Source organism: Mycobacterium sp. TH-M116 (genome assembly GCF_057473685.1).
The window spans coordinates 1-12386 of the sequence record NZ_JBYCLC010000143.1 but is presented as its reverse complement, the minus strand read 5'-3'; the positions used below and the strand labels follow the sequence as shown (position 1 = coordinate 12386).

The window sequence follows — 12386 nt, the reverse complement described above, 5'->3', positions numbered from 1 at the left end:
CGTCGTCGCTGTCCATCCCACCCAGCTGGCCCGCCATGCCCAACGGACCCAGGACGTCGCGGATCGATCGGAGATGTTGGGCGGCAAGGACTTCCGTCGGCGCAAGCAGCGCGCACTGGTACCCGGCGTCGACCATCTGCAGCATCGCCAGCACGGCGACAATCGTCTTGCCCGAGCCGACCTCACCCTGCAGCAGCCGATTCATCGGCCGGGTCGCCGCCAGCTCCCGCGAGATCACCTCGAGCACCTCGCGCTGGCCCGCCGTCAGCTCGAACGGCAACCGCCGCAGCAGCAGTTCGGCCATCAGGCCGCCCTCGCCCACCGGCGCCGGGGGCCCCGATTCCGACAGCTCACTGTGCCGGCGGCCGAGCAATCCCCACTGCAGGCCGACGGCTTCGTCGAAGGTCAGACGTTCGCGGGCCCGCCGGCGCTCCGGCTCGCCCTCGGCCAGATGGATGTCGCGCAGCGCCCGATCCTGCGAGACCAGGCCGTATTCGGCCAGCAACGCCGCGGGCAGCGGATCCTCGACGGGGTCCAGGACGTCGAGCACCTGACGCACGCACCGGAAGATGTCCCAGCTCTGCACCTTGGTGGTTGCCGGATAGATCGGGAAGAAGGCCCGCTCGAACGCCGACATCTGCAGCTCGCCGGCGGTGGACTGGGAGGCGATGGCGATGTTCTTCAGCGAGCTGGTGCCGCGGTTCTTGCCGTCCGGCGAGTCGAGCAGGAGAAAGGCCGGGTGCGTGAGCTGCATGACGTTCTTGTAGAACCCGACCTCGCCGGAGAGCATCACCCTGGTGCCCGTGACCAGGTCCTTCTTGATGAAGTTCGCGTTGAAGAACGTCGCGGTCACGGCGTTGCGGCCCGAGCCCAGGGTGATGCGGTGACATGTCTTGCTGCGGTTCGTCCGCATCGGGAACGACGTGGTCTCGGTGATCGTGTCGACGATCGTGATGTGCTCACCGGCTTCCGGGCGCCCCGGGCCGTCCTCGTCCGCGCCCCAGCGGGTCGCGCCCTCGGCGTAGCTGCGCGGGTAGTGGCGCAGCAGGTCGTCGACGGTGCGGATGCCGAAGGCCTCCTCGAGTGGATCGGCAGCCTTGGCGCCGAGGACGAAGGTGAGCCGGTCGCCGAGGGACGCCACGGCTACTCGACCCCGATCAGCAGCACGTCACCGCGATGACCCGTGCGGTAGGTCACCAGTTCGGTGCCCGGGTGGTGGTCGTGCACGTGTCGCTGCAGCACGTCGCCGATAGGCACGGAATCCTCGCCGGCCACCGCGATGCCGGCGCCCACCAGCACCGTCACCAGGTCGCCGCCCGAGGCCAGCAGCAGGTCGAGCAGGCCGATTGCGGCAGCCGTCGGGTCGGGGGCCACGATCAGCACCTCGTCGCCCGCGATGCCCAGGCCGTCACCCGGTGTGCAGCGACCGGCCCAGGTCAGCGCGCTCTGGGTCGCGATGCGCACCGAGCCATGCCGGGCCGAGCCGGCCGCGCGGGCCATCGTGAAACCGTCGTCGACGGCCTGCCTGCCGGTTTCGTGCACGGCCAGCGCGGCCAGCCCCTGCACCATCGACCCGGTCGGTATCGGGACCACGTCGATACCCCAGCCGATGGCCGCGGTGCAGCCGGCCACCAGTTCCTCGACGGCCACAAACCCGTTGGGCAGCACCATCACCTGTGCGGCGCCGGTGTCCACCACGGCCCGAATCAGCTGGTGAGCGCTGATGCGGCCGGACATTTCGCGCTCGTCGGGGCCCGGGCGCAGCACACAGGCGCCCTCACCGGCGAACAGTTCGGCGGCACCGTCCCCGTCGACGACGGCCAGGACCGCCCGTTCCCGCGTCCAGCTGCCGGCCGGCAAACCCGCGACACCCGAGCTCAGGGCCGACACCACGATCCGGCTGGGCCGCCCGGCGGCCAGCCCCGCCTCGATCGCGGCGCCCGCGTCGTCGGTGTGCGCATGCACCGAATAGCCCTCCCCGCTCCCCGCGGCCGCGATTGCCACGGAATCACCCAGTTCCCCCAGCCGGTCCCGCAGCACCTGCACGGCGGCGGCCGGGCAACCGTCCAACCGGTACATCACCTCGAACTGCGGCGACGGCCGCTGGGCCGCAGCGTCGGGCTGCGGCGCGCGCGGCGACAGCTCGTACACCTCGCGGGCGCAAGCCTGCCCGGTGACCGTCGACCGCAGCGCGTCCAGTAGGACCAGCAGCCCCCGCCCCCCCGCGTCGACAGCACCGGCGTCGGCGAGCACCTCGAGTTGCTCGGTCGTCTTCTCCAGCGCGACCACCGCCGCGTCGCCCGCGGCGGCCAGCGCGGTGGACAGCCCTTCGCCGGCGCACCCCGCGACGGCGTCGGCGGCGGCCCGCAACACCGAGACGATGGTCCCCGGCACCTCCTGACCGCCCATCGAGGCGATGACCAGGTCGACGGCGCGGTGCATCGCCGCCCCGAGGCCGGCGGCGTCCAACGCGGCCAGCTCACCGCCGGCGTCCGCGGCACGGGCCGCGGCGACGTCGGCGACACCACGCAGGATCTGCGACAGGATCACCCCGGAATTGCCGCGGGCACCGTGCAACGCACCGACGGACAAGGCGGCCGCGACCCGGGCGACGCACCCCGAAGCACCCGCCGCCGCGTTGGCCTCCGCGAGCGCGGAACGCATCGTGAACAGCATGTTCGCGCCGGTGTCGGAATCAGCGACCGGGTAGACGTTGAGCCGGTTGATCTCGTCGATGTGGACGATCAGGTCGCTGACGGCGGTGTGCGCCCAGTCCCGCAGGGCCGACGCGTCCAGGGCACGCTCCGGCCTGCCCTCCAGCGTGCCCTGCGCCATGCTCACGCGACCCACCTCCTCCGCGCCGGTCTCCGGGGCGCGCCGGCGAAGCTCGCAGACCGGCCCATTCAGCCTAGCCACCGGCGCCGACAGCACGGGACGTAAGATAGCCGACGGCCGCCGATCGTTTTGGTGGTTACCCACCACAGTCGGTATCCTGAGCGGACCCGGTTTTGCAGGGAAATTTTTGCAGGGAAATTTTTGCAGGGAAATTTTTGCAGGGACATCTTTGCAGGGACATCTTTGCAGGGACATCTTTGCAGGGACATCTCGGCGCCACCATCCCGGCCGGATTGCCAGACCCCCGATGATTTGAGGAGCTTCGACATGGCCGCTGTGTGCGATATCTGCGGGAAGGGCCCCGGCTTCGGCAAGTCGGTGTCGCACTCTCACCGCCGCACCAGCCGCCGGTGGGATCCCAACGTCCAGACCGTGCACGTCGTCACCCGTCCCGGCGGTAACAAGCAACGGGTCAACGCGTGCGCGTCCTGCATCAAGGCCGGCAAGGTCGTCCGGGGCTGACGCGGCTCTGACCCCGGTCGCGGGCGGCGCCCGTCCCGGTCAGGGCAACCGCCAGTCGATCGGATCGGCGCCCCGCTTCGTCAGCATGTCGTTGGCGCGGCTGAAGGGCCGCGAGCCGAAGAACCCGCGGGACGCCGACAGCGGCGAGGGGTGCGGCGATTCGATGACCATGCAGTCGCCGGCGGCCAACGTCGGTGTGAGCGTCGACGCGTCGCGGCCCCACAAGATCGCCACCAGCGGCTGCGGGCGTTCGGCCAGGGCACGAATCGCGCGCTCCGTCACCGCCTCCCAGCCCTTGCCCCGATGCGACGCCGGGTTGCTGGGGCGCACCGTCAGCACCCTGTTGAGCAGCAGCACCCCACGCTGCGCCCACGGCGTCAGATCGCCGCTCGAAGGCTGCGGATGCCCCAGGTCCGCGGTGTACTCGTCGAAGATGTTGGCCAGGCTGCGGGGCAGCGGGCGCACCTCCGGGGCGACCGAGAAGCTCAGGCCCACCGCATGCCCGGGGGTCGGATACGGGTCCTGCCCGACGATGAGAACCCGCACGGCCTCGAAGGGAAAAGTGAAGGCGCGCAACACGTTCGGCCCCGCCGGAAGATAGCGACGGCCCGCGGCGACCTCGGCCCGCAGAAACTGCCCCATGGCGGCCACCTGATCGGCCACCGGCGCCAGGGCCCGCGCCCAGCCCGGCTCGACGAGTTCGCGCAACGGCCGGGCGGTCACTGCAGCCCCTTCGTCATCGCGTAGACGGTCACCGCGTCACCCTACTCACGGCGCCCGGCTATTCCTGGAACGACTGCCAGCCCGCGTACCCGCCCCACGGCGCGCCGTCGACGGACACCCGGGGCGGGCCGTCGAGCACCCGCCCGATGACGCGCCACCCGGGCGGCGCCGGGCCGGCGAAACAGGCTGCCAGCGCGTGGTCTTCGCCGCCGCCGAGCACCCACGACCACGCGTCGGCGCCCACGGCGGCGGCGGCCGCGGTCAGCGGGTCGTGGTCGGCGGCGAGCGCCGCGATGGACACGTCGATGCCCACCCCGGACGCCTCGGCGACGTGCCGCAGGTCGGCGACCAGGCCGTCGGAGACGTCGATCATCGCGCCCGCGCCCGCGGCCGCGGCCGCGGCGCCCGCGCCGTACGGCGGCCGCGGCACCAGATGCCGGCGGCGGAGGTCTTCGAATCCACCGATCCCGTTGTGCCACAATGCATATCCGGCAGCCGACCAACCGAGTTCGCCCGCGACGGCCAGCACCGAACCGGGTTTCGCGCCGGAGCGCAGCACCGGTGGGCGGCCACCCAGGTCGCCCAGCGCCGTCACCGACAGCACCCATTGCGGGCAGCTGACCAGGTCACCGCCGACGATGCCGGCGCCGACACGTGCCGCCTCCTCCCACATGCCGTCGACCAGCGCGTCGGCGTCCGCCGCCGCGGTGTCGCCGGGCGCCCCGAAGCCGACGAGAAACGCCGTCGCCCGCGCGCCCATCGCCTCGACGTCGGCGGCGTTCTGGGCGATCGCCTTGCGTCCGACGTCGTGGGGTGTCGACCAGTCCAGCCGGAAGTGCCGGTCCTGCACCAGCATGTCGGTGGACGCCAGCACCCGGCCGTCGCCGGCGGACACCATCGCTGCGTCGTCGCCCGGCCCGAGCAACACCGCGCCGGGCTGCCGGCGACCCCGCACCAACCGGTCGATCACGGCGAACTCGCCGAGCTGCCGCAGGCTCGGGGCGGTGCCAGACGTGTCGTCGCGCACAGCACCTCCTGCGACCTGCGGTACGTTCGTTACCTGCCCGCGCGAGCGGACCGCGCCAGTGTACGAGAAGGAGGCACGGGGGCGTTGACGACCGACCCGGCCACCGATCCCGGCGACGATCCCGGCGACTCGGGACCGCCGCGCGCGGTGATCGTCGCCGCGGTAGCGCTGGCCGTCGCAGCGATCGGGGTGGTGCTGGTCATCGCGGCGAACCGGGCGGGTCCGCCGCGACCGGTCGCCCTTCCGGCGATGCCCGCGCCCCATGCCGAGGATCCCGCGTGCCGGGCGCTGGACAACGCGCTACCGCAACAGCTGGGCGCCTACCGCCGCGCACCGCTGGCGCAGCCGGCGCCGGTTGGCGCGGCCGCGTGGCGCGCCGATACCCGGGGCGAACCCGTCGTGCTGCGCTGCGGCATGGACCGGCCCGCCGGCTTCGTGGTGGGGTCGCCGATCCAGGTCGTCGACCGCGTGCAGTGGTTCGAGACGGCCGACGGGGCGCAATCCGCCGGTCCCGCACGGACCGACGCGGCGGCCTTCACCTGGTACGCGGTGGACCGGCCGGTATACGTGGCGCTGACGCTGCCGCCGGACTCCGGGCCGACACCCATCCAGGAGATCTCCGACGTGATCGACCGCACCGTCGCAGCGGTGCCGATCGACCCGGCCCGCCCCCGCTAGTGGTCGGCCAGATTCACGCTCAGCGCAGGCCCGTTCCGCGGGCCAGCGCCGTATCGATCATGGTCGCCAACAGGGTCGGGTAGTCCACACCGCTGGCCGCCCACATCCTCGGGAACATCGAGATCGTGGTGAAACCCGGCATGGTATTGATCTCGTTGATCACCGGACCGTCGTCGGTGAGGAAGAAGTCGACGCGGGCCAGCCCCTGGCAGTCGATGGCCCGGAACGCCCGGATCGCCAATTCGCGCACGGTGTCGGCGATGTCGTCGTCGACCTTCGCGGGCACGTCCAATTCGGCTGCGTCGTCGAGGTATTTGGTCGCGAAGTCGTAGAACCCGTCCTCGCGACCCCGCACCCCGGCCACCCGGATCTCCCCGAGCATGCTGGCCTGCACGGTGCCGCCGGGCATTTCGAGCACGCCGCACTCCAACTCCCGGCCGTTGACCGCCGCCTCGATGATCACCTTCGGGTCGTGTCGGCGGGCGGCGGCGACAGCGGCGGGCAGCTCGTCCCAGCGCGACACCCGGCTGACACCGATCGAGGACCCGCCGCGGGCGGGCTTGACGAAGACCGGCAGGCCCAGCCGCTCGCGCTCCTCGGGCCCCAAGGTCGAGCGCGACGGGCGCAGCACCACGTGCGCGCCGACGGGCAGCCCCTCGGCGGTCAGCAGCTTCTTCGTGAACTCCTTGTCCATGCCGGCCGCACTGGCCAACACCCCGGCGCCCACGTAGGGCAGACCGGCGAGTTCGAGCAGCCCCTGGATGGTGCCGTCCTCGCCGTAGGGGCCGTGCAGCACCGGAAACACCACGTCGACCGCGCCGAGGGCAGGGGCCGGCGCGGCACCGGCGCCCGTGGACAGCGACACCAGGCGGCCCCCGCGCCGCGGATCCGCCGGCAGGGCCAGCTCGGTGCCCGATTCGGTCGTCACCTCCGGCAGGCGGCGTCCGGTGATCGCCCACGCATCGGGGTCACCGTCGGTGAGCACCCAGGAGCCTTCGGGGGTGATGCCGATCGCGACCACGTCGAACCGCCGCCGGTCGAGGTTGCGCAGGATGCTGCCCGCCGACACACAGGAGATGGCGTGCTCGTTGCTGCGCCCGCCGAAGACGACCGCAACGCGCACGCGGCCACCGGGTGGCGGGGCTGCCGGCCGGTCCGAGGAATCCACAATAGGGAGAGGCTACCGGCTGAGCGGCTCTCGGGTCGCCCTCACTCGGGCTTGGTGCGGCGGCCCAGCAGCAGGGCCATCGCGTCGTCCACCGACAGTCCTTTGTGGCAGACCCGGTGCACGGCGTCGGTGAGCGGCATCTCGACGTCGTAACTGGACGCCAGCGCCAGCACCGACTCGCAGGACGTCACCCCCTCGACGACGTGGTCCCCCACGCCGGCCTGCAGCGCGGACTGCACGGTGGCGCCCCGGCCCAGGCGTTCGCCGAACGCGCGGTTACGCGAGTACCGCGACGTACACGTGGCAACCAGATCGCCGACGCCGGCCAGCCCGGCCAGCGTCGCGCCTTTGGCCCCCAGCGCGATCCCCAGCCGCATGATTTCGGCGAGGCCCCGGGTGACGATCGCGGCCGCGGTGTTCTCGCCCAGCCCGACGCCGACCGCCATCCCGCACGCGAGTGCGATGACGTTCTTGCAGGCGCCGCCGATCTCGGTGCCGATCACGTCGCTGTTGGTGTAGGGGCGCAAGTACCCGCTGTTGAGCATGCGCTGCAGTGCGACCGCGCGACCGGAGTCGCTGCAGGCGACCACGGTGGCCGCGGGCTGGCCCGCGGCGATCTCGCCGGCCAGGTTCGGCCCGGAGATCACCGCAACGTGCGCCGGATCGACGCCGGTCACCGCGACGACGACCTGGCTCATCCGCATCAGGGTGCCCAGCTCGATGCCCTTGGCCAGACTGACCAGGGTCGCACCGTTGCCCAGCAGCGGCCCCCACTGCTCGAGATTGGCCCGCATCGTCTGGGCGGGCACCCCCAGCAGCACCGTCGACGCGCCCGCCAGCGCCTCCTGCGCGTCGGCGGTGGCGCGGATGCCCGGCGGGAGCAACGTGGCGGGCAGATAGTCCTCGTTGCGCCGGGTGGCGTTGATCTGCTCGGCGAGGGCGGCCCGCCGGGCCCACAGCGTGACCTTCGCCTCCGGCCCGCCGGCGTCGACGAGAACTTTCGCCAGCGCTGTGCCCCACGCGCCGGCGCCCATCACCGCGATGCCGCCCTCGCCCGCGGTACCGGTCATCGGCCACCCCTGCCTGTCATCGCTGTCTGTCATCGCTGCCTGTCATCGCTGTCTGTCACCGCTGTCTGTCACCGCTGTCTGTCCCCGCTGTCTGTCACCGCGACCACCCGTGTTCGCCGGGCCATCACCCGGCGCTCCACAGTAACCAAGCGGCGATGCCGGGCGGGTCGGGGCGAAGTGGGCGTCCTGGCAGGATGAACTCATGATCGGCATCGAGGGCGACGACGGCGCCGACGTCGCTGTGATCATCGCCGTCAAGCGATTGGCCGCCGCCAAGACCAGGCTGGCCCCCGTGTTGTCGGCAGCTACCCGCGAGAAGGTGGTGCTGGCGATGCTCGTCGACACCCTGACGGCCGCGGCGGCAGTGCCGGCACTGGGTTCGATCACCGTCGTCACGCCCGATGAGGTGGCCGCGGCCGCCGCAGCCGGGCTCGGCGCCGACGTGCTGGCCGACCCGACACCCGAGGTCCACGCGGACCCACTGAACAACGCGATCATCGCCGCCGAACGATCGGTGGCCGAGAAGTTCGCAAATATCATTGTGCTGCAGGGAGACCTGCCCGCACTGCAGGCCCGCGAACTCGCCGAGGCGATAGCCGCGGCACGCCAGCACCGCCGCAGCTTCGTCGCGGACCGGCTGGCGACGGGAACCTCCGCGCTGAGCGCGTTCGGGACTCCGCTCGATCCGCGGTTCGGCCCGGATTCGTCGGCGCGGCATCGTTGTTCGGGCGCGATCGAGCTGACGGGCGCGTGGCCCGGCCTGCGCTGCGACGTGGACACCCCCGCCGACCTGACGGCCGCCCGGCGCCTCGGGGTCGGGGCGGCGACCGCCCGGGCTCTCGCGCAGCACTGAGGCCGGCCGGCGTTGCGGGGAATCCGTCCCCGGGGTGAACTTCACACCAACGGGCGATGGATGCCCGTATCACGGTGGCAGCACACGGGCCTGATGAGCAATGATCACATCGTGACCGATACCGAAACCGAACCCCGTCCCGACGAGAGCGTATGGCATGCGGGCGACTCCGCGGTGGCGGCACCACCCGCAGCGACCCAGGCGCCGACCACCGACCTGCCAGAAGACCGTTACCTCAACCGGGAACTCAGTTGGCTGGACTTCAATGCACGCGTTCTCGCGCTGGCGGCCGACAGTTCGCTGCCCCTGCTGGAGCGGGCCAAGTTCCTGGCCATCTTCGCCTCCAACCTCGACGAGTTCTACATGGTGCGGGTGGCCGGTCTCAAACGCCGCGACGAGATGGGGCTGTCGGTCCGCTCCGCCGACGGTCTGACGCCGCGCGAGCAACTGGCCGTCATCGGCGAGCAGACCCAGAAGATCGCCAGCCAGCACGCGCGGGTTTTCCTCGATTCGGTGCGACCGGCGCTTGCCGCGGAAGGCATCCACATCGTCACGTGGACCGATCTGGATCAGGCTGAACGCGAACGGTTGTCAACCTATTTCACCGAGCAGGTCTTCCCCGTTCTGACGCCGCTGGCCGTCGATCCCGCTCACCCGTTCCCGTTCGTCAGCGGGCTGAGCCTGAACCTGGCAGTCAGCGTGCGGCAACCCGAGGACGGCAGCCAGCACTTCGCCCGGGTGAAGGTGCCCAACAACGTCGACCGCTTCGTCGAACTCGACAGCCGCGACGGCGGGATCGACGGACCGGACGTCATCCGTTACCTGCCGATGGAGGAACTGATCGCCGTCTTCCTTCCGGACCTCTTCCCGGGCATGGAGATCGTCGAACAGCACGCTTTCCGCATCACCCGCAATGCCGACATGGAGGTCGAGGAAGACCGCGACGAGGACTTGTTGCAGGCGATGGAGCGGGAATTGGCGCGCAGGCGCTTCGGCACGCCGGTGCGCCTGGAGATCGCCGACGACATGACCGAGAGCATGCTCGAATTGCTGCTGCGCGAACTCGACGTGCATCCCGGTGACGTCATCGAGGTGCCCGGCCTGCTGGATCTGTCGTCGCTGTGGCAGGTCTACGGGCTGGACCGGCCGGGACTCAAGGATGCGGCGTTCGTCCCGGACACGCATCCCGCGTTCGCCGACCGGGAAACGCCCAAGAGCATCTTCTCGACGCTGCGCGAAGGCGACGTGCTGGTGCACCACCCCTACGACTCTTTCTCCACCAGCGTGCAGCGCTTCATCGAGCAGGCCGCCGCCGACCCCAACGTCCTGGCGATCAAACAGACGCTGTACCGCACATCGGGTGATTCGCCCATCGTCCGCGCGCTGATCGAGGCCGCCGAGGCCGGCAAGCAAGCCGTGGCCCTGGTCGAGCTCAAGGCGCGTTTCGACGAACAGGCCAACATCCGCTGGGCCCGCGAACTCGAACAGGCGGGCGTGCACGTGGTTTACGGGCTCCTCGGGCTCAAGACGCACTGCAAGACCTGCCTGGTGGTGCGGCGCGAAGGTTCGGCAATCAGGCGGTATTGCCATATCGGGACGGGCAACTACAACAGCAAGACGGCACGGTTGTACGAGGACATCGGTCTGCTGACGGCGGCCCCCGACATCGGCGCGGACCTGACCGACTTGTTCAACTCGCTGACCGGCTATTCGCGCAAACTGACCTACCGCAATCTTTTGGTGGCTCCGCACGGAATTCGCGCCGGCATCATCGAACGCGTCGACCGCGAAATCGCCGCTCACTCCGAGCGTGGTGGCGGGCGGATCCGGATGAAGATGAACGCGCTGGTCGACGAGCAGGTCATCGACGCGCTCTACCGGGCGTCGCAGGCCGGGGTCCGGGTCGAGGTCGTGGTACGCGGCATCTGCGCTCTGCGCCCCGGTGTGGAGGGCTTCTCCGAAAACATCGTGGTCCGTTCGATCCTCGGCCGCTTCCTCGAACATTCGCGGATCATCCATTTCCGCGGCATCAACGAATTCTGGATCGGCAGTGCCGACATGATGCACCGCAACCTCGACCGGCGCGTCGAGGTGCTGGCTCAGGTCAAGGATCCCAAGCTGACACTGCAACTGGACGACCTGTTCGAGTCCGCGCTGGACCCGGCCACCCGCTGCTGGGAGCTGGGCGCCGACGGCCAGTGGACGGCGATGCCCCACGACGGCCACACCGTGCGCGACCACCAGGAATCGCTGATGGAGCGGCACCGGAGCTCCTGAGGGGATGTGGTAGCTTTCCACGTCACGCCCGGACGCCGACAACCCTGGCCGAATTGACCTGCAGGAGAGAAGTTGCCGATCCAGAACCCGCCCGCCGCTCGGCGCTCGGGGACCCGGATCGTCTACGCCGCGGGCGCGGTGCTGTGGCGGCCGGGTGCGGCCGGTCCGGCCACCACGGACGTCGAGATCGCCGTGATCCACCGCCCCCGCTACGACGACTGGTCGCTTCCCAAAGGCAAAGTCGACGCCGGTGAGACGGCACCGGTCGCCGCGGTGAGGGAGGTCCGCGAGGAGACCGGTCACCACGCCATTCTCGGCACGCAGCTCACCACGGTGAGCTACCCCATCGCCCAGGGCGCCAAAAAGGTGCATTACTGGGCGGCACGCAGCACCGGCGGCCAGTTCGCGCCGGGAAAAGAGGTCGACAAGCTGATCTGGCTGCCGGTGATCGACGCGATGGGCAGGCTGACCTACCCGCATGATCGAAAAGTGTTGCGCCGCTTCGCCAAGAAGCCGGCAGACACGCACACCGTGCTTGTGGTCCGGCACGGCACCGCGGGCAGCAAATCACGGTTCTCCGGCGATGACGCCCTGCGGCCGCTGGACAAGCGGGGCCGGGCACAGGCCGAGGCGCTGGTTCCGCAGCTGATGGCCTTCGGGGCCACCGGGGTGTACGCGGCCGACCGGGTGCGCTGCCGGCAGACGGTGGAACCACTTGCCGCCGAACTCGGTGTGCCGGTGCACAACGAGATGACCCTGACCGAGGAGTCCTACGCGCAGGACCCGCGTCGCGGCCGGGAGCGCTCCCTGCAGATCGCCGCACAACCGGGCACACCGGTCATCTGCACCCAGGGCAAAGTGATTCCCGATCTGATCGACTGGTGGTGCCGACGCGACGGGCTGCGCCCCGCCAAGTCGCGCAACAACAAGGGAAGCACCTGGGTGCTGTCGCTGTCGGACGGGCGGCTCACGGCTGCCGATTACATCGGCGGTGCGCTGGCCGCCAACGTGCGCGCCTGACAGTCGAATGCCCTTCGGGGGCAATGGCTGCCCCCGAAGGGCTTCTGCTCGGGACTGCCTACCTGCGGCCGCGCCGTGACGTTGCCGCCGCCTTCTTGGCCGGAGCCTTGGTCACGGCCTTCTTGGCCGGAGCCTTGGTCACGGCTTTCTTGGCCGGAGCCTTGGTCACGGCTTTCTTGGCCGGAGCCTTGGTCACGGCTTTCTTGGCCGGAG

Annotated in this window: 11 protein-coding genes and 1 pseudogene; 5 read left to right on the top strand and 7 right to left on the bottom strand. The window is 70.7% G+C overall.

What is annotated here, in order from left to right; all coding sequences use genetic code 11:
- On the bottom strand, positions 1-1141 hold a 1141-nt coding region (locus AC2VOK_RS06810; RefSeq protein WP_428899792.1), incomplete at its 3' end, for a DEAD/DEAH box helicase.
- Between the two features lie 2 nt (positions 1142-1143).
- Positions 1144-2835: a DAK2 domain-containing protein gene (locus AC2VOK_RS06805; RefSeq protein WP_428899794.1), complete on the bottom strand. Its 1692-nt coding sequence runs from the start codon at positions 2833-2835 to the stop codon at positions 1144-1146.
- 327 nt (positions 2836-3162) lie between these two features.
- Between AC2VOK_RS06805 and rpmB the strand changes: the two genes are divergently transcribed.
- A complete protein-coding gene (rpmB, locus tag AC2VOK_RS06800; RefSeq protein WP_421531266.1) occupies positions 3163-3357 on the top strand; it encodes a 50S ribosomal protein L28 in 195 nt (64 codons plus the stop codon).
- A gap of 39 nt (positions 3358-3396) precedes the next feature.
- On the opposite strand, the gene AC2VOK_RS06795 is transcribed toward rpmB, so the two are convergent.
- On the bottom strand, positions 3397-4080 hold the full coding sequence (locus tag AC2VOK_RS06795) for a uracil-DNA glycosylase (protein ID WP_428899791.1): 684 nt from the start codon (positions 4078-4080) through the stop codon (positions 3397-3399).
- 58 nt (positions 4081-4138) lie between these two features.
- On the bottom strand, positions 4139-5107 hold the full coding sequence (locus AC2VOK_RS06790) for a thiamine-phosphate kinase (protein WP_428899790.1): 969 nt from the start codon (positions 5105-5107) through the stop codon (positions 4139-4141).
- 84 nt (positions 5108-5191) lie between these two features.
- Here AC2VOK_RS06790 and AC2VOK_RS06785 point away from each other — a divergent pair, with 84 nt between their 5' ends.
- On the top strand, positions 5192-5785 hold the full coding sequence (locus AC2VOK_RS06785) for a DUF3515 domain-containing protein (RefSeq protein WP_428899789.1): 594 nt from the start codon (positions 5192-5194) through the stop codon (positions 5783-5785).
- Positions 5786-5804: 19 nt separating this feature from the next.
- Here the strand turns inward: AC2VOK_RS06785 and AC2VOK_RS06780 are convergent, their stop codons facing one another.
- Together AC2VOK_RS06780 and AC2VOK_RS06775 are read right to left on the bottom strand one after the other, a co-directional pair.
- Positions 5805-6953 (bottom strand): D-alanine--D-alanine ligase family protein, encoded by a 1149-nt coding sequence (locus tag AC2VOK_RS06780; RefSeq protein ID WP_428899788.1) that lies wholly within the window; start codon positions 6951-6953, stop codon positions 5805-5807.
- Positions 6954-6994: 41 nt separating this feature from the next.
- Complete coding sequence (locus tag AC2VOK_RS06775) at positions 6995-8023, bottom strand: NAD(P)H-dependent glycerol-3-phosphate dehydrogenase (RefSeq protein WP_428899787.1); 1029 nt, start codon at positions 8021-8023, stop codon at positions 6995-6997.
- Positions 8024-8225: 202 nt separating this feature from the next.
- Here AC2VOK_RS06775 and cofC point away from each other — a divergent pair, with 202 nt between their 5' ends.
- From cofC to mutT1, 3 genes are all read left to right on the top strand, one after another.
- A complete protein-coding gene (gene cofC, locus AC2VOK_RS06770; RefSeq protein ID WP_428899786.1) occupies positions 8226-8876 on the top strand; it encodes a 2-phospho-L-lactate guanylyltransferase in 651 nt (216 codons plus the stop codon).
- Positions 8877-8966: 90 nt separating this feature from the next.
- Complete coding sequence (locus AC2VOK_RS06765; RefSeq protein ID WP_428899793.1) at positions 8967-11153, top strand: RNA degradosome polyphosphate kinase; 2187 nt, start codon at positions 8967-8969, stop codon at positions 11151-11153.
- Between the two features lie 72 nt (positions 11154-11225).
- Entirely contained in the window at positions 11226-12173 is a 948-nt protein-coding gene (gene mutT1, locus AC2VOK_RS06760; RefSeq protein WP_428899785.1) for an 8-oxo-(d)GTP phosphatase MutT1, read from the top strand.
- 73 nt (positions 12174-12246) lie between these two features.
- Here the strand turns inward: mutT1 and AC2VOK_RS06755 are convergent.
- Positions 12247-12386, bottom strand: a pseudogene (locus AC2VOK_RS06755) (hypothetical protein); the annotation flags it as partial.